This is a genomic window from Confluentibacter flavum (genome assembly GCF_002843175.1).
Taxonomy (GTDB): Bacteria; Bacteroidota; Bacteroidia; order Flavobacteriales; family Flavobacteriaceae; genus Confluentibacter; species Confluentibacter flavum.
The window spans coordinates 286105-308123 of the sequence record NZ_PJEO01000056.1; the positions used below are offsets into that span (position 1 = coordinate 286105).

Here is a 22019-nt window from a genome sequence, read left to right on the forward strand (position 1 = left end):
ACAAATTAAAAAACCAGTTTTCATAATAAATTAACAGATTTTTGATAAGTGCAAGATATGTTTATTTTTGGGCATAAAATTTGATTATATTTACAAAAACTGCTTTAAAATGCCGCTTAAATACACATTCTTGTTTTGCTTCATCTTTATAGGTACTATTGCCTTTTGCCAAGTTAGCGAGGTGAATCCGCCCGATTTCATAAAAACCATTGCTTTTAAGGGAAATACTGCTGAAAGCCAATTGCCTGTATTAAGACTTGGTGAATACTTGGTTTTAGAGTTTGATGCGCTGAATGGGAATGAAGATGATTATTACTATAAAATACAACATTATAATTACGATTGGACGCCGTCGGTGTTGGTAAAATCTGAATACATGGATGGTTTTGATAACCAACGCATCAGAAATTACGAAAATTCATTTAACACCTACCAAATTTATTCCCATTATAAACTTACCATTCCCAATCCACAAACCAAACAGTTAAAAATTTCGGGAAACTACATGATCCAAATTTTTAATAATAGTGATGAATTGGTTTTTTCAAGAAAGTTCATGATTTATGAAAATACTGCCAATGTTGGCGTAAGCCTCAAACGTTCTCGAAGCATTGAATTTATAGAATCCAAGCAACGGGTTGATATTGTTATTACCTCCAATAACTTACAGCTTAACAACCCAAAGGAAAACGTGAATGTGGTTATTGTTCAGAACAACAACTTAAATACCGCTATTTCAAACTTAAAACCGCAATATACCATTGGCAATCAGTTGATTTATAAATACGACCATGAAACCAGTTTTTGGGGAGGTAATGAATATTTGTATTTTGAAAATAAAGACGTAAGAGCTGCCAATACGGGCATTCAATATGTAGACCTAAAGGACTTATACCACAATTATTTATTCACCAATTTTTCAAGAGCGAAAAGACCATATACTTACAATCCGGATATCAACGGCAATTATTTAATTAATAATATAGATGCCGATAATCCAAGTATTGAAGCCGATTATGTTTGGATGCATTTTTCATTGTTACCTGACCCTTCGTTTAAAAATAAAGACATTTATGTGTACGGCAATTATAATAATTATGCCTTAGATGAAAGTAATAAAATGATTTACGACGAACAAGATAACGTTTATAAAAACGAGATGTTGTTAAAACAAGGTTTCTATAATTACAAATATGTTGCGGTGAATAACGATAATACTTTAGATGAAGGCGCCATTAGCGGAAATTTTTATCAAACCGAAAACAATTATAAAGTGATTGTTTATTATAGAGATTTAGGTGCTAGATACGATAAAATCATTGGTTTGGGCGAAGGCAGTTCCATAAATATCTCCAATTAAAGTTAATTAATCGTTATAATTAATTTTAAACACGTTTAAAAATTCGGCTAACATATTAATATTTATTAATTTAGCAGCATTAAATACAACTCTCAGTAGTATCAAATATGGTTCAACAAGTAACAAAAGGCATAAAAATTTCGGTGGAAACTACCTTCGAAGGCTCGTTTTATAAAAACTATAAAATACAGTACGCTTTTGGTTATACCGTAACTATTGAAAACCAAAGCAAAGATTCCGTACAGCTTAACGCACGCCATTGGGAAATTTTGGATGCCCTAAATAATGTGGAAATTGTTTCTGGTGAAGGTGTTATAGGTAAAAAACCGGTTTTAAAACCTGGCGAATCGCACACCTACACCTCTGGCTGTTTGCTTACCTCACCTTTTGGGGCCATGTCTGGACATTACAGCATGATTAACTTTACAACGGCTAAAAATTTTAAAGTTAATATCCCTACATTTAAGTTAAGCGCTCCTTTTGCTATAAACTAAGATCATTGTGAGGTATTTCGCTGAAGCAATCTGTTGATTTTATTTGTTTTTCTTTGAACTATTTTTTTCAATAACCAATGGCTCATAGCACAAAACTTTACAAGACAGCTTTCGCCCTGGCTATTTTTACCATCCTTTACAATATTGCTGAAGGGTTGATATCAATCTATCTTGGATTTGAAGATGAAAGTTTAGCTTTATTTGGTTTTGGATCAGACAGTTTTATAGAGGTTATTTCTGGATTAGGAATTGCGCATATGGTGTTACGAATACAAAAAAATCCTAATAGTAATAGAGATGATTTTGAAAGAACCGCTTTACGGATTACCGGAGTAGTGTTTTATATAATGGTATTTGGGTTGGTATTGACCAGTATTTACAATATTTGGACGGGACACAAACCCATAACAACATTTGGGGGCGTTATTATTTCCGTAATATCGATTATAGTTATTTGGGGTTTGGTAGCTTGGAAAAGAAAAGTAGGCAACAAATTGAATTCCGATCCTATTTTGGCAGATGCCAATTGCACCATGGTTTGCGTTTATATGTCTGTCATATTACTTGTAAGTAGTGGTATTTATGAGTTGTTTGCCTTTCCTTAATAGATAGTTTGGGAACACTCGGGGCTTTCTTATTTTGCTTTTAAGGAAGGTAAAGAATGCTTTAAAAAGCCAATAACAACAAACATTGTTGTTGTTATTAACTGTCTACAAAACCACCTCATAAATAAAAATACCTAATATTGTAATTCTTTTCTTTATTTTTATAATTTATATCCAGATCGCTGACAATAATTTGTACTCAATCATGAAATTAACCTTGATTTTATTTTTTTTAGTTTTCACCGCAATTGGACAAAATATAAAAGGAACTATTTTAGATGAAGAAACTCAAAAACCTATAGATAATGTGAATGTCTACTATAATAAAGAAAAAATAGGAACAGTATCGAATGAAAAAGGGGAGTTTAATTTAAAAACTATATCTAAAATAACTCAAACAGATTCAATAAGTTTTTCAATTATTGGTTACGAGACTAAAAATCACACGTTATTAAAACTCAATGAACTCAATTTTATAATTCATTTGTCAAAAAAAACGGAAAATCTTGAAGAAATAACCATAACAAGTAATCAAAATCTAAAACCCAAATTATCTTACAATAATTTATCACCTCTAATAAAAGGAGTTTATAATTTTGGATCTACATTAGTTGCCAATAAGATATACTTAATTGGAGGTGATGAAACATATTTTCAAGATAACGCAAAAAGAACTCTCAATGAATCATCGTCAATAGAAGACTTTTTAAAAAAACTTAAAAGTAATTTTATATGGGAAAATTACAGTGACAAGTTACAAATATATGATATAGAAAAAGATACTTGGGAAACGTCAAAATTAAGATTTAGAAAACGCGCATATCATAATATAGTATTCTTAAATGACAAAATCTATGTTTTTGGTGGCAAGACACTTTCCGAAAACAAAAAACGTGAGTTTTTAGATGATAAAATTGAAGTTCTAAATCTCAACACAAAACAAATTGTTGTAGACAATACTAATCCGCACCAAGCAGTAAATTTTGCAGCATTATCATATCAAAATAATATTATTGTTATGGGAGGTTCTGTTAAACAAAATAACAATGGCCTTAAAATTTATACTGACCAATCACATATTTATGATATTGCAACAGGATACTGGTACGAATTACCAAAAATGACCAAATCAAAAGAAGTAAATGGTATAATCATAAAAAACAAAATATATCTTGTCGGTGGATTTAATAAAATTCCACTATCAGAAATTGAATCATATGACCTTGTTACTGGAAAATGGAAAAACGAAGGGAGTCTATTTTACGGAATAGAAAAGCCTGCTTTAACTCATAATGACGGTATTATTTATGTTTTTAATAATGACAAAATAATGACCTACAATATTGAAACTAAAATACTATATGAATATAGAATTGACTTAAATTTAAAAAGCTCTCAAATTCATTGTGATGGGCATAATCTCTATATATTAGGGGGATTAATTGGAGATAATTATACAAATACCCCATCATCAAGGTTATATTCAATTGACTTAAATGAGTTTACTAAAACGGAAATCATAAATTCTAAAAACAATTAAAAACTATTACCGCTTAAAAATAATTGCTTGGTTCTTGCCTACTCGGAAAAATTTAAACCTTCCTCTCAAACCTAAAAACCACCCCATCCTGCTTCACATGAAAAAATTTACAGTTTGAGTAATGTACAAATTCAAAAGGTTTATCATAATTAAAGATAGCATTATCAACCACATATTCGGCATCCACATCTACGTTTCCATGCGGTGAAATACGCCTAAATCTGTAATGTAAGTTATTTGTGGTTTCATGAAGTTCAAACCAAGCACCTGCAGCAATGCCAGATAGCCACTGGGCGTTTTCATGTAAATCAGCAACTGGTTTTGGCTGTAAGGTTCCTATAAAATTCGGCTGGTGATTTTTAAGTTTGTCTAAAAAACAACGCATGTTTTCACTTTTTTGAGAGCCTGTATATTTAGAAATCACACCCGTTTGCGAAACTTCAAAAGCATGTGATTCGGTATTTGCCAACAATACATTGCCAACGGTGCTAGGCGTAAACAACTTGGATGTTTCAAGATTCTTTTTAATCTTAGGATCTGTTACCGAAGCAATCAACGTGTCCGTTACAAATCGGGCACAATTACAAGCATCTTTTATAAAGGCTGCGTACCTAATAAAATGTTTTTCTTGCATGTGGGTGATGTGGGTTCTCGCTTTTTGGTAATTTATCGCCGTACAAACTGAAGCTACTAATTTCCCATCGCCATGCGTTAATTTGGGGTGGGTTCCTAAAAACTTTAAAATCTCGTACAGGTTTTCAATGTTTCCATCTTTTATTCTTGCCATTAATGGAAAATCCAATTCATTATCGGTCTCTTTTCCTCTGACTCTTCCGTTGGGTTCGGACGTGATGTATCTACCAAAATCATGGTATTCTAAAACACCAGTTTCTTTATTGATCAAGACTAATGCGGCATGACCCGCCATTAAATAATTCCTCTTTCCAACTCCTAAAAACCTTAAAAAAGGAGAAAACCATTCGTTTGAAACCATGACAATCGTTTCGGGATACGCCAATGTTAAAATGATTCCCGTATTACTCATTTACAGTCTGCGGAAGGTTAAAAACAGTATCCGTAACCGTTTTATTCTGAAGATTTTCGTAATGCATATTAAGGGCATCCTTGGTCTTTTCTACTTGTGTGATACTGGTAGTTTTTACAAAGCCGCGGTTCATAATGACGCCGTAATCCTCATTTCCGGCACCGCCCGTTTTATGAAATTCTAAAAGGGACTCGGGATTTAATTTATTTTGGGATATAAACGTATTGAACCATTGTAAACGTTCGTTCCGCATGACTTCAGAATATAAAGTAGCGGACGACCAAATTTGAGGTTCTAAAGGTAATTCTTTAACCTGTTTTTGGTCACCATCCCAAACCAGCTCAAAGAAACGAAGTGTATCATTCCAATCGACTATTACCATCGTAAACGGTTCAATATTAGTAAGGTCATAGGTTTGGATAGTGGTTTCTATAGCTTCAGAAATCATAAAATCCTTCGCAACAACCCCTCTACTTAAGCGGTAGCTTGACTGCCTTTTATGAGATACAAAACCGCCATTCAGCACACATATTACCCTATTTTTTTCACTTATGCCAATCCATGTCCCTCCAGATAGGTCGTCTTTTGGATATAAAAGCTTCACATCATTTACAGAATAGAAAAGCGGTGATGAAGACGTTCTATTAGGAGCTTCGTCTCTATTAGACGTTATAACAAAATCATTTTTACCTTTCGGAATAATGGTAACTGTACACATAAAGTATCTAGTCTTAAAATACCTAGCCAACTTACAAAAAATAAATAAATTTTAACTAGGTTTTAATAAGCTTCACCCCGAAAAGTCCTGTGATAATTCGTAAATTTGTAGCTTATTCACTGAAAATTCAATAACAAAAAATCGATTATCATGGGAAAAGGCTTTTTTAATGTACCAATTGCTTATAACGAACCTGTAAAAAAGTATGCCCCGGGAAGTCCTGAGCGCGATGAGGTTCTTAAAGCATACAAAAATATGTTCAATAGTAAAATTGATGTACCTCTATACATTAATGGAAAACATGTAAGTACAGGAAATACCAAAACCATGTCGCCTCCACACGACCATAAACATATTGTGGGAACTTACCATCTTGCTGAAAAATCACATGTGGAAACCGCTATTTCGACGGCTTTGGAAGCCAGAAAAACTTGGTCGCAAATGCCTTGGGAACAACGCGCTGCCATCTTTTTAAAAGCAGCAGAATTAGTTGCTGGGCCCTATAGAGCCAAGATAAATGCTGCTACGATGATAGCACAATCTAAAAATATACACCAAGCGGAAATTGATGCCGCCTGCGAATTGGTTGATTTCTTGCGCTATAATGTGCAATATATGACAGACATCTACACCGAGCAACCTGAAAGTACTAGCGACACATGGAACAGATTGGAATATCGTCCGCTAGAAGGTTTTACCTATGCTGTAACACCTTTTAATTTTACAGCCATTGCGGGTAATTTACCATCGTGTATGGCATTAATGGGCAATGTTGTTGTTTGGAAACCAAGTGATAGTCAAATATATTCCGCTAAAGTGATTATGGATGTTTTTGAAGAAGCAGGCGTTCCTCCGGGTGTTATTAATGTGGTTTTTGGAGATCCTGTTATGATCACCAATACGGTATTGTCCAGTCCAGATTTTTCTGGTTTACACTTTACGGGATCCACGTTTATTTTTAAAGAACTTTGGAAACAAATAGGAAATAACATCCACAACTACAAAACCTACCCAAGAATTGTTGGGGAAACTGGTGGTAAAGATTTTATTATAGCCCACAAAAGTGCCAACGTAAAACAAGTCACTACTGCCATTGTCCGTGGTGCATTTGAATTTCAAGGTCAAAAATGCAGTGCGGCCTCAAGAGCCTATATTCCTAAAAGTTTATGGCCCGATGTAAAAAAACAGCTTATTAAAGATGTTAAATCATTTAAAATGGGCTCACCAGAAGATATGGGCAATTTTATTACGGCAGTTATCCATGAAGGGTCTTTTGATAAATTAGCTAAATATATCTACCAAGCCAAAGAAGATGCCGATGCAGAGATTATCATTGGTGGTAATTACGATAAAAGCAAAGGTTATTTTATTGAACCAACTGTTATTGTAACTACCAACCCTAAATACGAAACCATGTGTACCGAACTTTTTGGACCTGTTATTACCATTTATATTTATGAAGATGATGCGTTTTCAGACACTTTAAAACTAGTAGATGAAACCAGTGAATACGCTCTAACGGGAGCAGTTTTGGCAACTGATAGATATGCCATTACCGAAGCAACCACTGCTTTACAAAATAGTGCTGGTAATTTTTATATCAATGATAAACCGACAGGTGCCGTTGTTGGCCAGCAACCATTTGGAGGCGCGAGAGCTTCGGGAACTAATGACAAAGCGGGTAGTGCCCAAAACCTATTACGTTGGGTATCGCCTAGATTGATAAAAGAAACTTTTGTAACACCTACAGATTATAGATATCCGTTTTTGGGGGAATAGCATTTTTATTTAAAAATAACTAGGCATGACTAAGTAAAATTGGTCATGCCTTTTTTGTTTGCATTTACTAGATTTTAATGCTTAATAAGGAATCAATGGTTTCTGCCTTACCCCTATCATAGCCATTATTTAATCTAATAAACTCTATTACAGTTTTTCATTGCTCTTTTTACAGTAATAAATATACTCAGTGATTAAGTTTTTGTGTGTTGTAAGTGTACAATGGTCAAATATTTTTTGAAATTTTTTGAAATTGAACTTGGTGTATAACGCTTGGCTATAGTAACAGCCTTCCTCTAAAAGGTCATAAGCATTTTGAATAATAGACAATCCCTTTTCTTTACTAAAGAACGTGAAAGGAATTGATGAAATGACAGAATTTATAGGTGATTTAATATGCTTTTTTAAATTTTCGGCGCCATCGTTGATAAGTATTAGCCGCTCATCTCGAATGGTTTCCCTAACATATTCGCAAAAATCCTCATTCACTTCAAACGAGTATAAGGTGGAAGAATCAGACATGGTATTAAGAATCTCTCTGGTAATATTACCATGCCCTGTACCAAACTCAACTATTATTTTATTAGGTTCCTTAGAGATGTGTCTGCATATATTTACTTCTACATATCTGCTTGTTTCCGATATAGCTCCAGTAACCATAAGGTTCTTGGCAAAAGCAAGGGATGTTTTTAATTTTTGATTCATTAAGGGGGTGTCTTTACGTGACAAAGTTAAAACTATTTAAAGTTAAAATCCCAAGATACAGATAATGAATAAATCCAAAAATAAGATCCAGGATTAAAACTAATTTCCTGATGGGACACCCCTGCCAAAAACCCCCAATAATTTCGTTCATTCTCAGATGAGAAATAGTACCCTAAGTTTAATTTTTGTGATTGTAGATTTACAATAACATCTTCATTACCCTCAAAATCAAACCGATAGATATCGGGTGAAAACCCCATTCCAGCTTCTACACTAAAATAATTGTTGGCATCTTGTCTGTACTTTCGGTACATCAAAGTTCCAGACATACTCGCTTTTGGTTCCCCTGGTGTGACATACGACCTAAATGAAAAATAACTATTCCCTGTATACCAGCCTAAAGAACCCGTATAGATATTTGTTGTTTCACTATACTTTAAGGATCTAAATCCCAAAGATGCTTCAAATCCTTTCGGTAGGGATTTATACAATTCGGCACCATAGCGTATTTCTGGATACAGGTATGAATTTGACACCCCAAAATTAAGATAGGCATAAAACCCTTGTGAGATTGTTGGGTACATATCTACCTCAACCTGCGAACCTGTAGAACCAAACCGCTCACTAAAATTAAACCTAGCATGAATACTACCATATTTGGTTCTCCTCGCATATTTGAGGGAGTAATATTGCATGGGGTCAAACACTTCAGAATACAGGTCAACTGCTGCTATTAAGCCTATAATATTATGTCTTAAATCGTTAAGCAATGATTGTTTGAAATCAATTGCTTTTTCATTATTAGGGTTATTAACTAAAATCTTATCAATAATAATAAGAGCTTGTTCTTTATTATTTGTTGCGTTTTGGGCACTTGCCTGTAAATACAAAAGCGTTTCGTTTTCGGGAAAATACCCCAATGCCTTTTCGATCATTTTTATGGCATTGTAAGGTGCCTCTCTGTATAATTCATTATTTATTGCTGCTTCCCAAGTATCCAGACGCTCTGGGCTTTTATCTAAAACATAATTGAATTCTTGAGCTGCCTTTTTATACTCCCCATCCCAAGAATAAGTACTTCCTAAAAAAGACCGAACATCATGATAATCTGGGTATTTAGTTAAAATGAATCTAAGTGTATCTTGTGCTTCTTGTCTTTTTGAATTAAACGCTAAATTTCTCGCAACCTCAAAAGAAACATCAGGGTCTCCTTTAAATTCGGTTTCTTGCCCAATGGCATAAGCACTGAGGAAAACAACTAATATTAAAATATATTTTCTCATAAGCTGGGCTTTAATTCAAGCTATTTTTAAAAGCTAGAAATTCTGAATTATTTGGATGGACATTCACTATGCTATCCATTATTTTTTTTGCCAAGTTTTCATTTCCTATTCGCTTGTATGCCTGAGCCATCTTTAAACTAACTGACGGGTTGATTATATCATTTTTTAACGCTTCAGAATAAATCGCTACCGATTTACTTTCTTGATCTGACCACCAATAAACATCCAACAAGGCCATATAGGCATCATCATAATATGGCGAACGTTTTATGGCATCCAATAGTTCTGCTTTTGCTTTATCATAATTGCCTTGCCAACCTAAACTTCTGCCTTTTAGTATTCGTGCATCTGTATAGTTTGGGTATTCGTTAAGAATATAATCACAAAGCAATCTGGTTGTTTCATATTGTTTTTTAAATGACAACTCCCTCGCCGAGTTAAAAACCTCATCAAATGTTTTATTTTTAGCAATCTTATTTATGGTTGTTAGTTCTTGTTCTGAAAATTCTTTTTTAGGGGTTACATAGATATTTAATGAATCTGGAAATATTTTATTCCTTTGGGTTACGTAGGCATTTAATTTTTTAAACGCCATCAAGGAATCTAAAATCGTTTTATTTATGTCTTCCTCAACAACACTATACGTACCAAAATCACTATTAATTTTATAGAGTTCTCCATCAGAATAGAAATAATCTTTATAGATCATCTCATTCAAACTTCCTTTATAACGCATTAATGGAATCATTTTAGAATTCCTAAATTTTTTAACAGTATCTAAACCTGTTCCAACCCAAGAGGTTTTCTCTGAAGGTTTGAACTTAAAATTATTTGACAAATAACTCACCAACGTTGGAGTAACATCCCAATGTGAAGAAACGGATTTAAAGCGTTCTGCTTTTTTAAGCATGGGACTGTAAATGAAAAACGGCACATGAAAACGGCACAATTTGTCCTTTTGAGCAATAGGTATTAACCTATGGTCGCCAGTAATTACAAAAATGGTATTTTGATATTCAGGTCTTTGAGAATAGGCATTCATAAATTCTTTTATGGCTTTGTCCGTATAGAGCAAACAGCCAAAAATATCTTTATGATTTCGTATGGTATTCTTTATGTCGTCTGATTTTATTAAGCTTTCTACTTGTACTTCAACTTTAGACCTATACAATTCTTTATCTGGGTACTCAAATGGCTCATGGGATGAAAGCGTCATTACAATATCCAACCGAGGCTGCTTTTCTGCATTCATCGTTGTTAATGCTTTTCTAAATATCTCATGGTCTGGGTAACCCCAGGAAAAACCGCCATCATCTGTTCTTGTTTTTGTATAGCCTGGACCATATTTGCTTTCATCAATAAGTTGGTCAATGCCATTATATTCCAAAAAATTTATTTTCCTATCAAAACTGGAAGGGCAACCAGAATAGTAAGACGTCCTATACCCATTTGCTTTTAACAAACTTATTAGAGATATATGTGATGGGGTTTTCGTTAGCTCTAAAAAACCTTTTTCCCCATAAGGCAACGACCCTAGTAAAGCCGGAAGTATACCAAATGAACGTCCTGTAGTGCTGACAAAATTTTCCCAATACAAGGATTTATTGATTAAAGAGTCTAGGTAAGGTGTAAAGCCACTATAAATATCGTTATCAACAAACTCGCTTCCCAAGCCTTCAATCACTAAAAAAACGATATTTGGCTTATCGTCATCTTTATTTAAGAATGGCGATAATACATCTGGAATTTCAGAAGAGGCCCTTAATAGAGGAAAATTTTCCATATCATTAAGGTTTAACATGCTTAAAGCTCTTTGCTCTTTCTTGAATTTTATAATGTCGTACGTTAAAAAAGCCAGTTTATTTTTATACGCATCATTGGACAATTTAGGCAAAACGAGCTTAAAAACTCCAAACAGAAGCACTGACGCCATTAAAATAAATAATACTGGTTTTTGTATATACTTTTTTAAACCTACAAACGAAACAAATAGGATGGCTGGAAAAATGATGAATGGCAAAAAATAAAATAGGGTAACAGATTCTGAGGTTGACACTGTGCTTGAAACATCATCATAAGAATACCCTAATAAGTCTGCACCCAGATTGACTAATGTTGTTAAACTATATTTTATTAATGAAAACTGGCCAAGAACCAAAACCATAAACAAAGTTATAACAACGTTTAAGGCTAGTTTTTCTTTAATGTTGTTTATTAAAAAAAACAATGGAAAAACAATTATGCCTATTACAATGCCACACCAAAAATCATTTATAAATTTTAAAAATAACGTCAATAAAAACGATTTCTCACTTGTTTGTGTATTGACAACCTCATAAACACTTAAAACCCAAAACACTACTATTAATGCTAATGTCAGCTTAATGTAATTATTAAAATGCTCCGTTTTTAAATTAACCTTCATTGTGTAAATATCTAGTTGTTAACCAATCCTTTTCTAACCATATTGCCCCATTTTTTTTTCTTATTAAAGTAGTAATCATAATTCCCACGAATCGCAGCATAAAAAACAAAGGGATGTAGCACAAAAGGCTCTAATGCACTTAACAATACGAGCTTAAAGCCCGTACCCTTCTTTTTATATTGGTGAAAAGTAAGCTCTTCAGAATACAGTGCAACAATTGAAAAAACAACTGAAAACAAATAGGCAAGCAACAAAAATGATATGGCGAAATCCCATCGAACTTCTTGCAACACTACAAGTATGATAAAATAAACCAAGCCAATCGCTTCAAAAATAGGCGCAAGACGTTCAAAAATTAACCAATAAGGGTAGCTTACTAAACCAAACCATCCATATTTTGGGTTAAAACCTATCTTACGATGCTTTCTTAAAGTTTCAATGGTTCCACGTGTCCATCGGTTTCTTTGAGAAATAAACACTTTATAACTATCTGGTGCTTCTGTCCAACACAAAGGATCTGGTATATAGGACACTTTGTATCTTTCCCCCCTTTCTTCCATGTACCTACGCATACGCACAATAATCTCCATGTCTTCTCCAACTGTATTGGTATCGTACCCTCCAACAGCAATTGCAATTTCCTTATCAAAAATCCCGAAAGCTCCAGAGATTACCAGTAACCCATTTAATCTGCTCCAGGCCATACGACACAATAAAAAGGCCCTTAAATATTCTAAAATTTGCGATTGTACCAATAAGTTTTTAGGCAGGTTAACATCTATCAACTTGCCGCCTTTTATTTCACAAGAATTAGCAATTCTTATGACTCCTCCTGCTGCAATTACCTTAGAATCTGTAACCTCCAAAAATGGTTTTATCATCTTTTGAAGTGCGTCTTCTAGCAGCAAACAATCAACATCGATACATGCCACATACTTACTCGTACTTATATTAAGTCCCATGTTTAAGGCATCTGCCTTACCGCCATTCTCTTTATCAACCACCATAAGTTTTTCAAACGCAGGGTTTTTTGATTTAAAAATGCCTTCCCTTAGTGGTTGAGTTGGTATTTTTTCATTTACTATATAATGTACTTTTTCTAAATCGTAAGCCTTAATAAGACGTTCCAAACTATCGTCTTTACTGCCGTCGTTAACAATAACCACATTGTAGTTTACATAATGATTAGACAACAGAGACCTTACGTTTTCAACGATATTCAAACTTTCATTATATGCGGGCGCTATAATCGTTATGGAAGGGGACATAGTAGAAGACAATATATCTTTGTAATTAACAAAGCTTCTCTTTTTTATATATTCTATGGTTTCCCTACTTGATATGAAGGATAGAATAATATAAGAAAGAATAGCTGCAAAGGCATACCCAAAAAATAAGTAATGAAGTATTTGTAATATTATTTTAACCGAACTAGTATCCATATTATATCACCTTTACTGCTTTGACCATGGCTAAGCTTTTATTATTATTTGACGATTTTGTAAAACCAATATATTTGTCAAAATTGATTTCCTTTATTATTTGAAGTGCCAGTAATTGAATTTCAAAATTCTTGTGAAATAGGTATGCCTCAACAAAGGGTTCATCGTCTGGCACAACCAATTTTTCAAGTAACTTGAAGAAACTTATCTGCTCTCCTAAGCTTAGCGTAATAAAGTTTGCTTTAAGCATTTCTTTTGCTTCTATACCATATAAATGGGTCAGTACATCAATTGATTCAATCCTTATTTCCTTATTTTCATGAGATAATAAATCCATTAATGTTTCCTTAACTTCAAACTGATTATAGATTTGTGCCAATTTAAGTGCAAATAACACAACCGAATTATTTTCAGACATCAACCAAGGGCGTATATCGCATATTTCTTGATTATCAAATTTTTGCAATGTTTCAAGTAATTGTATTTGAATCCATTCAGAAAGTGGCACTTTCAAATTATCTAAAAAAGAAAGTCCATCAAAAAGAAACAAATTAACCATATACAGGTGGGTTTCACTTCTTACGTCACTTTTAGGGTGATTAATAAATGGTGCAATGGCATGGCTGGCTTCATCAATTCCAAAACGTCTCAATTCGCTTATTCCCTTAGCAATAACGTTCCATTTTTTGCTCTTTAATCGTTCAAAAGCATAATGGATAAGTCCTGTTTCATAGTAAAACGTCTTAATAGAATCTGACATTTCTCCTGAAACTTCATTCATTAAATTGTATAAAACCGAAACTATTAGTTTTCGTCTAGATGGGGTTTTTATACTGTCCTTTATTCTATCAACAATTAATTTTTGGGAGTTGGTAAGTTTACCAGATTCGTCTCCTGAGTACAAGTATTCTACCAAAAGTGCTTCGTATTCACTTTTAAATTTTGCCTTTTCATTACTCTTTTTTCTTAGTGAAAGTCTAATAAATTTAAGATAAACAGCTAATACAATTATTGATATAGCTAACAGGGCACTAACCCACCATACCCACTTAATTAGATGAGGAGCATTATTATAATAATCGTAGATATACTGATAATCAACCATTGGGGCAAAATTAATTTCAGATAAAAATTAAACGAATTAATGGCTACGTTCCTAGCAGCCGTTTTATTCTTATTACTAACTCATTAGGACTAAAGGGTTTACCCATAAAGTCGTTTGCTCCTAAATTAAAAGCCTTAAGCACCATTTCTTCTTGTCCTGCTGAGGAAAAAACAATAATAGGCGTATCTAAATCTAGTTTATTTCTTAAATGGCTGATCACCTCTAAACCACTTACAAAAGGCATCATGATATCTGATAGAATGAGGTCTGGACTGTGATTTTCTATAAGGTCTACGGCTTCTTTGCCATCTGTGGCCACAAATATTTCATAGCCTTCTTTTTCTAACCTGAACTTTAGGAGCAATGAAAGTGTAGAGTTATCTTCGGCTAAAACTATTTTCTTTTTATTCATTTTGCATTGAGTTAAGTTCCAACTGTACTTCCTCTTTTATTTCTTTAAAAGCACATAAGACAACATATGCAGTTTCTTCGATTCTTTCTAGATTCTCTTCATTCCTAAAACTATTTTCTAGTTCTACAATGATAGATTCCAAACTATAAATACCAAACATACTTACATTGGGCTTGATCTTATGGGTAGCATCGTAAAGTTCTTGCCAGTTCTTATTTGGAAGTTCTTTATCTAAAATGGCGATATAATCTTCAACCATATCAATAAATAAATGCATGATTTCCCTTTCTATAGGTATATTACCAAATGTATTTTCCCGTAATGAATTTAAGTCTATATGCTTATAAGTTGTTTTTACCATGGCGGTTTTAAACGTATAATTTGGGGGTTTAAAGTGGAGCAAGATAAAAAAATAAATCGATAAAATGTATTAAAAACAAGATAAAATGCATATTTTTATTCATTATATATGATTAATACTACTTTTTTCTTTGTCCTAAGTAAAAAACATATAAAAAATAAGTAAAATCATACTTAAGGAGTTCATTTAAAAGGAACATCCTGATTATTTAAAAAGAGTAAAAAATGTTTACATATAAAATGTATTTATAGCCTTGGAAAACAGAAAAACATAGCGCAATGCCAAAGGAACAACAGCCTTCATCTTTTTAAAATGTAATACCTTATAGAGTTAAGATAAATCCAGCTACCATGATAGCAAAATCTAAAAACATACAACAAACTGAAATGGATGCCAATAAAGAAAATATTATTGGAGCAGTTACGATAAAAGTAAGGGTATTATAAGACTAACCGTCATTGTTTAAAAGACAAACAGTTCATGTACAAAAATAAATAAGATTTAGTTTTGTTACATGAGAAACAATAACGCTAATTAAAGGCTCAAGGGTAATAATTAACAGAAGCACCTTGAGGAAGAATAAAATTTAAGGGAAATTAAAATTAACTTCCCTTAAAACTTTTTACTTTTAATTTAAGACTTTCCTAAAATCCTGAACATGCCTGTTCCGCAAGTAGGGCATTTACCTTTCATTGCTTTTCTACCATTTTTCATGGTTACTTCGGCAGCATCCTTGATTTCTTTTTTGTCTTTACATTTTACACAATATCCTTCCATAATAAATATTTAGATTTTGGTTTGATTAAACTATATTTAAATATAGTTTTAATTTACAAGACAACAAATAAAAACCACAAAAAATCACTTTTTCCTCTCTTTATTTAGCATAAAATGTATCTTTCTATAAAATTTGCCATAATAATCTGAGCAAGAATACCCCAAAACTAAAAAGCGATTTAATCACAGATTGATAAAATTTAGTATCTATAAAAAATACCAATTTCTATTAAAAACAAAAAAAGCTCTAGAATTAGAGCTTTTTCAACAACACTATAATAGAATTAAATTAAATTTTTGAATTTTTAAAATCCCCATCTACCAACCTCCAAATATTTAATGGATTTTCATTTTTCAACTCGTCTGGCAAAAGAGAATTAGGATAGCTTTGGAAACAAACTGGTCTAACAAAACGTTTTATGGCCCCTGTTCCTACAGATGTTGATTGCGGCGCCGTTGTTGATGGGTATGGTCCTCCATGAACCATAGAATGGCAAACTTCAACACCTGTTGGGTATCCGTTAACAATGATTCTTCCGACCTTCTTTGGTAAAATATCAAACAATTCTTTATACTCCTCTAAATCTTTAGCGGTTCCAAAAACAGTCGCTGTAAGATGTCCGCATAAGTTTTTAGCTGCTTCAATAATCTCATTTTTTGAATTTGCCTCTACCAACACACTTGAAGGTCCAAAATTCTCTTCAGATAAATCTTCATTTTGGTTGAAATCCTCTATGGATGTTTTAAAAATCCTTGGCGTACCCGCGTTCGGTGAATCCCCATTCAATCCAACAGAAAATTCTTCTACATTTTTTATACTCAAGGTTCTTTCAATACCTTTATCATAAGCTTTTTTAATATCAGGTGTCAACATAACCCCTGCAGGCGATTCACTTATTTTAAGTTTTAATTGGTTATAAAATTTATTAAGGTCATCCGATTTCTGAACAAATGAAAGTCCTGGGTTTGTACAAAATTGGCCCACTCCAAGTGTAATAGATCCCGCCATGCCTGCAGCAATTTCTTCGCCTTTTTCTTTTAATGCTTCTGGCAAAATAAAAACTGGATTTGTACTACCCATTTCAGCAAATACAGGAATAGGTTCTGGACGTGCATTTGCATATTCAAATAATGCTTTACCTCCACCATAAGAGCCAGTAAATCCAACCGCTTTTACACCAGGATGTTTTACTAAAGTTTCTCCTACCGATCTGGTATTTCCAAGAATTAAAGAAAACGTTCCTTTTGGCATACCACAAATATCAATAGCTTTTGAAATTGCATCAGCCACCATTTTTGAAGTTCCAGGATGTGCTTTATGCCCTTTTACAATAACTGGGCAACCAGCAGCTAAAGCTGATGCTGTATCTCCTCCTGCAGTTGAAAATGCTAAAGGAAAATTACTTGCTCCAAAAACAACCACTGGCCCTAATGGTATTAACATATGTCTAATATCTGCTTTAGGTAAAGGAGCTCTATCAGGAATGGCGGTATCGATTCTTGCATCGACCCAAGACCCTTCTCTCACCAATGATGCAAAGAGTTTTAGTTGGCCCATGGTTCGACCCCTTTCACCTTGTAATCTGGCAATAGGAAGACCTGTTTCTAAATGACATCTCTCTAAAAGCGCATCACCTAAGTTTAATATTTCATCTGCTATTTGATCTAAAAAAGCGGCCTTTTTATTATTATCTACTTTTTTATAAATATCGAAAGCTGCCGTAGCCGTATTTACAACCGAATCTATATGTTCTAAGGTTGCATTTTCAAATGGCCCTTCTAACTCCTCATTAGTGGCCGCGTTTATTGCATAAAATGTACTTTGATTACTCATTTATTTTAGTTTTATATTAGTTTTATGTTTTGCTTATTTATTAAGAACTGAAAACATTATAATTCAATTTTCCATTAATTTATCTGAAATTGACATTATGAAAGAGGTTAAAAATACAAAAAAATATATTGAATAGTAGTCATCTTGAATAGTTTAAAGTTTAATTAACTTTTGACAAATTTGAATATATACGTATTTTAATTGGAGATTATTTAGATTGAAGTTGGATGCTTTTTTTGCAACTGACCTGGAAGAACAATACTTATTATTGCAATTGCTATAAAACAAAAAAGCATCCCGATTTTCTATTCTAATATTTCGGAGGAGAAAAGCTTCTTAAATAATGACTCATGATATTAAAACATTCTGAATATAACTCATTGAAAATCAATTATTTTCTAAATTTATAGTTACTAACTTCTGTTATAGAAGTATTGGATTGAGCTCTCCCCACAATCTTACATCTCATCACAACAGACTTCTAGACACTAAAAAAAATTATTATGACTAAATTACTATTAAAACTGACAGGGTGCATCTGCCTGTTAGTAGCTTTATCAGGGAGCAGTAACGAATCGCTTATAGATTTGCAAGAAGAATCCAATTTGTCTGCTAAACAAAGCAACTCCAAAACGGATAAAATGGTTTTTACAACCCACTTAAGTGGCGATAATGAAGTGCCTGCGAGAGACACCAATGCTACTGGCGAGGTCATTGTTCGCATTAGCAAAGATGAATTGTCCATTCATTTTAAACTTATTGTTGCCAATGTTCAAACAAACATTACTGGTTCTCATTTTCATATGGGCCCTGCCGGTGTTAATGCTGGTGTTGTTGTCAACCTTTTGAATATAAGTGATTCCCCGCCAAATACCAGTGCTCCTGTGAATGGTGTATTGGCAGAAGGCACCATTACAGCTAGCAACTTATCAGGGGCTCTTTCTGGAATGCCTTTAAGTGACTTGATTTCAGCTATTAAAGCTGGTAATATATATGTTAATGTTCACACTACAACCTATCCAGGTGGTGAAATTAGAGGACAACTATAAAATTCCATTTTCAAGATTATGAAACTAAAACCCTAGTTGAAGAATTTCAGCTAGGGTTTTTCATAATATATAGCATAAAAAGAGGCCAATAAGAAAATCTTTAACCTCCTTCAAGCTAGTAACTAATATATAGGTCTACTTTAAATCATTATATCAGGGATACCGAAACGGGAACTTTATTAGTAACAATGTCAAAGACAGGAGATTTATAAACAAATGATATCAATTGTCTTCTTTGTTCCTCGGTTATATTTCCTTCAATTTTAAAGTTGACTTTAATATTTTGGTAACCATTTCTTACTGAATTGTCTAATCCCAAAAAGCCCTGTACATCTAAATCTCCCTCTAAATACGACTCCACATGTTCAACTTCAATTCCATTGGCAGCTGCATGAAGCATCATTGTTGTTGTCATACAGCCCGCCAAACCATGCAATATGTATTCAACAGGATTTGCACCTTCATTGTTTCCTAACAAGATTGGTGGTTCACTGTTATCAAATACAAATGGCTCTGTTCGTGATTCGTCTTCTACGCATCCGCCATAAAAATCTTTAATAGAGCTTCGGTTATGGCCTCCTGCAATCCATTGGTTTCTTACTCTAAATATAAATTTCGCAATTTCTGGGTTTGATTGGATTGCTCCAACGGTATCCATAATGTCTTGTGATTTGAATCCGTTAATTCTTTTTTCTAATGTTTCCATAATTAAAATATTTATTTGATTTATAATGCTCCCATTAAATCACTACTTATGCCAAAAATTCAAAATATTGATTATCAATATATTAAATAATAATAACAAAAAAGAAATTGTCGATATTTCGTCATTTGTTTGGTTTTAGGTACCTTTATTTCGTCATTTTATTTTTATTAGGTTATGGAAAAAAATAAAAAAGTGCCAGGATTAATCGCGTTAAAACAAATTATTGAAAAGACATCCGATTATACGGGTAAGGATTTTTTTAAATCACTTGTACAAAATTTAGCCGAGATATTAGATGTGCATGGCGTTTGGGTTACAGAATATTGGCCCGAATTAAAAAAATTGAATGCTTTGGCTTTTTGGCTTAAAGATGATTTTGTTGAACATTATGAATATTTGGTAACAAATACTCCCTGCGAACCAGTATTAAATAGCCATGACATTTGTCATGTCCCTAATAATGTGATTAATCTTTACCCTAAAGATCCGGATCTTAAAGCTTTAGGAGCAGTTAGCTACATGGGTCTAGCTTTAAGGGATACCGATGGAAGGGTGCTTGGTCACTTAGCCTTATTGGACAATAAACCAATGCCAGAATTACCAGAAGTTTTTGCCATTTTTAAAATATTTGCTTCTAGAGCTGCTGCAGAGCTTAGACGTGAAATTATACAAAAAAAAGTTGTCGAAAATGAGTCCAAACTCAACAGATTGGTAAATGGTACATCAGATGGAATTATTGAGTTTAATTCCGAGTTTTTGATTACACAAACTAACGAGGCAGCAATACAGATGTTCAACTTTAAAGAAAGTATAGTTTCAAAAATTAACTTGAAGTCATTATTCGATTTGAAGTCATTTTATAAATTATCAACTATTATACCCCAACATAAAGGTTTAAGCAATAAACATGCATCGTTGCAAATTAAGGATTCTCTCATATGTTTAACTACTGATAGAGAATCTTTTCCTTGTGAAGTTAATCTCTCTAGCTATACTTATAATGAAGAACTATTTTTTGTGCTTTATATTAGAAACATTAAAGATCAGGTTTCTGACAAACAAAAAATTAAAGAACTACATGCTGAAGCTTCTATGCTAAAAGAAAAAGCAATAATCGAACAATTCAATTATATTATAGGGGATAGCCAAAGCATTAAGAATTGTTTAAAACTTGTTAGCCAGGTTGGCCCAACCGATGCCAATGTGTTGATACTTGGAGAAACGGGTACTGGAAAAGAATTATTTGCCAAGGCAGTTCACGAGGCAAGTAGAAGAGTACCCAAACCCATGATTACATTAAATTGTGCTGCACTTCCTTCTGAATTGATAGAAAGTGAATTATTTGGTCATGTAAAAGGTGCTTTTACTGGAGCTACGATATCTAGAGAAGGGAGATTCTCTCTTGCAGATCAAGGCACCATATTTTTAGATGAAATAGCAGAGTTGCCATTACCCTTGCAGGCAAAATTATTAAGGGTTATTCAGGAAGGTACATTTGAGCCCGTTGGCAGTTCTGAAACAAAAAATGTGGATGTTAGAATTATTGCTGCTACTCACCGTGACCTAAAAAGGCAGGTAGATGATGGTAAATTTAGAGAAGATCTTTTTTATAGACTTAATGTGTTTCCAATCCACATTCCGCCTTTACGAAAAAGAGATAATGACATAACCCTGTTAGCCAAAGCTTTTTTTGAAAAGTTTAGTAAAAACAAAGCTATACAAGTAATGCCTTTAACAAAAGAAGATTTAGTTAAATTAAGTGCGTACCATTGGCCTGGAAATGTTAGAGAGCTTCAAAATATTATTGAGCGCGGTATTATAACAAATTCTGATAGCAGATTTAATATCGATGGGTTGATGCCATCTACTTCTATAAAAAATGAAGTGGATAAACAGACCCATAAAATTTTGACGTTTGATGAGATGAAAGCTATTGAAAAAGAAAATATCATAAAGGCATTAAACATTACTAATTGGAAAATTTCAGGGCCTGATGGAGCTTCGAAATTGCTTAAAATTCCGAGAACGACACTAACTTCTAAAATTAAAAAATTGGGGATAAAACATATTGCGGTGTAATACTTCAAATACCAAATAGGTTAAAATAAAAATAACTGAATTACTAAATCACCTACCCTAAAACAAAAAAGCATCCCAATCTTCGATAAAGAAAAAAGGAAAGCTTCCAATTGGATTAAGTTTAAAATCCATTTCACTGAATGTGAAAGGCTCTAAAGCTCAGGAAACAGTAACTCCACTAATTTGGCAGAAAAACTATGTGTTAGCTTTTACTTTTTTTTTATGTTTTTTTACTTGGCTTTTACCTTTTTTCGAACTAGCTCTATTTTTTAACTGGTGAAACTCTGCAGAACCGGGTTT

At 33.2% G+C, this 22019-nt stretch carries 19 protein-coding genes; 7 read left to right on the forward strand and 12 right to left on the reverse strand.

Translation table 11 applies throughout. The features are described 5' to 3' along the window. Positions 1-109 precede the first annotated feature (109 nt). The 4 genes from CSW08_RS17555 to CSW08_RS17570 all read left to right on the forward strand — a co-directional run bounded on the left by CSW08_RS17555 (position 110) and on the right by CSW08_RS17570 (position 3999). Complete coding sequence (locus tag CSW08_RS17555; protein ID WP_106661211.1) at positions 110-1360, forward strand: type IX secretion system plug protein; 1251 nt, start codon at positions 110-112, stop codon at positions 1358-1360. A gap of 107 nt (positions 1361-1467) precedes the next feature. Beyond that, the gene (gene apaG / locus CSW08_RS17560; RefSeq protein ID WP_100610988.1) at positions 1468-1854 is read left to right on the forward strand and encodes a Co2+/Mg2+ efflux protein ApaG; all 387 of its coding nucleotides are present in this window, start codon (positions 1468-1470) and stop codon (positions 1852-1854) included. Between the two features lie 77 nt (positions 1855-1931). Next, positions 1932-2459 carry a cation transporter gene (locus tag CSW08_RS17565; protein ID WP_203226920.1) on the forward strand — a complete coding sequence of 176 codons (528 nt, stop codon included), beginning with the start codon at positions 1932-1934 and terminating at the stop codon, positions 2457-2459. Positions 2460-2664: 205 nt separating this feature from the next. After that, complete coding sequence (locus CSW08_RS17570; RefSeq protein WP_106661212.1) at positions 2665-3999, forward strand: Kelch repeat-containing protein; 1335 nt, start codon at positions 2665-2667, stop codon at positions 3997-3999. Between the two features lie 52 nt (positions 4000-4051). Here the strand turns inward: CSW08_RS17570 and CSW08_RS17575 are convergent, their stop codons facing one another. Together CSW08_RS17575 and CSW08_RS17580 are read right to left on the reverse strand one after the other, a co-directional pair. Further along, complete coding sequence (locus CSW08_RS17575) at positions 4052-5044, reverse strand: DUF6695 family protein (protein WP_106661213.1); 993 nt, start codon at positions 5042-5044, stop codon at positions 4052-4054. Next, on the reverse strand, positions 5037-5762 hold the full coding sequence (locus tag CSW08_RS17580) for an NRDE family protein (RefSeq protein ID WP_106661214.1): 726 nt from the start codon (positions 5760-5762) through the stop codon (positions 5037-5039). The genes CSW08_RS17575 and CSW08_RS17580 overlap by 8 nt, the downstream gene beginning before the upstream one ends. Before the next feature lie 150 nt (positions 5763-5912). Here CSW08_RS17580 and pruA point away from each other — a divergent pair, with 150 nt between their 5' ends. Next, the gene (gene pruA / locus CSW08_RS17585; RefSeq protein WP_106661215.1) at positions 5913-7541 is read left to right on the forward strand and encodes an L-glutamate gamma-semialdehyde dehydrogenase; all 1629 of its coding nucleotides are present in this window, start codon (positions 5913-5915) and stop codon (positions 7539-7541) included. A 147-nt stretch (positions 7542-7688) separates the two neighbouring features. Here the strand turns inward: pruA and CSW08_RS17590 are convergent, their stop codons facing one another. The 9 genes from CSW08_RS17590 to CSW08_RS17625 all read right to left on the reverse strand — a co-directional run bounded on the left by CSW08_RS17590 (position 7689) and on the right by CSW08_RS17625 (position 17885). Beyond that, positions 7689-8246 (reverse strand): class I SAM-dependent methyltransferase, encoded by a 558-nt coding sequence (locus tag CSW08_RS17590; protein WP_106661216.1) that lies wholly within the window; start codon positions 8244-8246, stop codon positions 7689-7691. Positions 8247-8278: 32 nt separating this feature from the next. Further along, on the reverse strand, positions 8279-9529 hold the full coding sequence (locus tag CSW08_RS17595; RefSeq protein WP_106661217.1) for a YaiO family outer membrane beta-barrel protein: 1251 nt from the start codon (positions 9527-9529) through the stop codon (positions 8279-8281). A 10-nt stretch (positions 9530-9539) separates the two neighbouring features. Continuing rightward, entirely contained in the window at positions 9540-11954 is a 2415-nt protein-coding gene (locus CSW08_RS17600; protein ID WP_106661218.1) for a sulfatase-like hydrolase/transferase, read from the reverse strand. An 11-nt stretch (positions 11955-11965) separates the two neighbouring features. Continuing rightward, entirely contained in the window at positions 11966-13396 is a 1431-nt protein-coding gene (locus CSW08_RS17605) for a glycosyltransferase family 2 protein (protein ID WP_106661219.1), read from the reverse strand. Position 13397: 1 nt separating this feature from the next. Continuing rightward, positions 13398-14501: a hypothetical protein gene (locus tag CSW08_RS17610; protein ID WP_106661220.1), complete on the reverse strand. Its 1104-nt coding sequence runs from the start codon at positions 14499-14501 to the stop codon at positions 13398-13400. Between the two features lie 43 nt (positions 14502-14544). Next, complete coding sequence (locus CSW08_RS17615) at positions 14545-14913, reverse strand: response regulator transcription factor (RefSeq protein WP_106661221.1); 369 nt, start codon at positions 14911-14913, stop codon at positions 14545-14547. Further along, entirely contained in the window at positions 14906-15316 is a 411-nt protein-coding gene (locus CSW08_RS17620; RefSeq protein WP_157831530.1) for an Hpt domain-containing protein, read from the reverse strand. Before CSW08_RS17620 ends, CSW08_RS17615 begins: the two co-directional genes overlap by 8 nt. Before the next feature lie 591 nt (positions 15317-15907). Continuing rightward, the gene (locus tag CSW08_RS18175) at positions 15908-16051 is read right to left on the reverse strand and encodes a DUF5679 domain-containing protein (protein ID WP_157804943.1); all 144 of its coding nucleotides are present in this window, start codon (positions 16049-16051) and stop codon (positions 15908-15910) included. A gap of 289 nt (positions 16052-16340) precedes the next feature. Beyond that, positions 16341-17885: an aldehyde dehydrogenase (NADP(+)) gene (locus CSW08_RS17625; RefSeq protein WP_106661223.1), complete on the reverse strand. Its 1545-nt coding sequence runs from the start codon at positions 17883-17885 to the stop codon at positions 16341-16343. Positions 17886-18388: 503 nt separating this feature from the next. Between CSW08_RS17625 and CSW08_RS17630 the strand changes: the two genes are divergently transcribed. Next, positions 18389-18934: a CHRD domain-containing protein gene (locus CSW08_RS17630; protein WP_203226921.1), complete on the forward strand. Its 546-nt coding sequence runs from the start codon at positions 18389-18391 to the stop codon at positions 18932-18934. Between the two features lie 148 nt (positions 18935-19082). Here CSW08_RS17630 and CSW08_RS17635 read toward each other — a convergent pair whose 3' ends face one another. Further along, complete coding sequence (locus CSW08_RS17635) at positions 19083-19640, reverse strand: OsmC family protein (protein WP_106661224.1); 558 nt, start codon at positions 19638-19640, stop codon at positions 19083-19085. Positions 19641-19814: 174 nt separating this feature from the next. Here CSW08_RS17635 and CSW08_RS17640 point away from each other — a divergent pair, with 174 nt between their 5' ends. Next, positions 19815-21719, forward strand: coding sequence for a sigma-54-dependent Fis family transcriptional regulator (locus CSW08_RS17640; protein WP_106661225.1), 1905 nt, complete (start codon positions 19815-19817; stop codon positions 21717-21719). Positions 21720-22019 lie beyond the last annotated feature (300 nt).

What these genes read in the sequence shown, in the direction of transcription:
- CSW08_RS17570 (WP_106661212.1), top strand. Translation starts at nt 2,665, where the DNA reads ATGAAATTAACCTTGATTTTATTTTTTTTAGTTTTCACCGCAATTGGA.
- CSW08_RS17590 (WP_106661216.1), bottom strand. Translation starts at nt 8,246, where the DNA reads ATGAATCAAAAATTAAAAACATCCCTTGCTTTTGCCAAGAACCTTATG.
- CSW08_RS17605 (WP_106661219.1), bottom strand. Translation starts at nt 13,396, where the DNA reads ATGGATACTAGTTCGGTTAAAATAATATTACAAATACTTCATTACTTA.
- CSW08_RS17600 (WP_106661218.1), bottom strand. Translation starts at nt 11,954, where the DNA reads ATGAAGGTTAATTTAAAAACGGAGCATTTTAATAATTACATTAAGCTG.
- CSW08_RS17610 (WP_106661220.1), bottom strand. Translation starts at nt 14,501, where the DNA reads ATGGTTGATTATCAGTATATCTACGATTATTATAATAATGCTCCTCAT.
- CSW08_RS17565 (WP_203226920.1), top strand. Translation starts at nt 1,932, where the DNA reads ATGGCTCATAGCACAAAACTTTACAAGACAGCTTTCGCCCTGGCTATT.
- apaG (WP_100610988.1), top strand. Translation starts at nt 1,468, where the DNA reads ATGGTTCAACAAGTAACAAAAGGCATAAAAATTTCGGTGGAAACTACC.
- CSW08_RS17640 (WP_106661225.1), top strand. Translation starts at nt 19,815, where the DNA reads ATGGAAAAAAATAAAAAAGTGCCAGGATTAATCGCGTTAAAACAAATT.
- CSW08_RS18175 (WP_157804943.1), bottom strand. Translation starts at nt 16,051, where the DNA reads ATGGAAGGATATTGTGTAAAATGTAAAGACAAAAAAGAAATCAAGGAT.
- CSW08_RS17575 (WP_106661213.1), bottom strand. Translation starts at nt 5,044, where the DNA reads ATGAGTAATACGGGAATCATTTTAACATTGGCGTATCCCGAAACGATT.
- CSW08_RS17625 (WP_106661223.1), bottom strand. Translation starts at nt 17,885, where the DNA reads ATGAGTAATCAAAGTACATTTTATGCAATAAACGCGGCCACTAATGAG.
- CSW08_RS17635 (WP_106661224.1), bottom strand. Translation starts at nt 19,640, where the DNA reads ATGGAAACATTAGAAAAAAGAATTAACGGATTCAAATCACAAGACATT.
- CSW08_RS17595 (WP_106661217.1), bottom strand. Translation starts at nt 9,529, where the DNA reads ATGAGAAAATATATTTTAATATTAGTTGTTTTCCTCAGTGCTTATGCC.
- CSW08_RS17615 (WP_106661221.1), bottom strand. Translation starts at nt 14,913, where the DNA reads ATGAATAAAAAGAAAATAGTTTTAGCCGAAGATAACTCTACACTTTCA.
- CSW08_RS17580 (WP_106661214.1), bottom strand. Translation starts at nt 5,762, where the DNA reads ATGTGTACAGTTACCATTATTCCGAAAGGTAAAAATGATTTTGTTATA.
- CSW08_RS17555 (WP_106661211.1), top strand. Translation starts at nt 110, where the DNA reads ATGCCGCTTAAATACACATTCTTGTTTTGCTTCATCTTTATAGGTACT.
- pruA (WP_106661215.1), top strand. Translation starts at nt 5,913, where the DNA reads ATGGGAAAAGGCTTTTTTAATGTACCAATTGCTTATAACGAACCTGTA.
- CSW08_RS17630 (WP_203226921.1), top strand. Translation starts at nt 18,389, where the DNA reads ATGACTAAATTACTATTAAAACTGACAGGGTGCATCTGCCTGTTAGTA.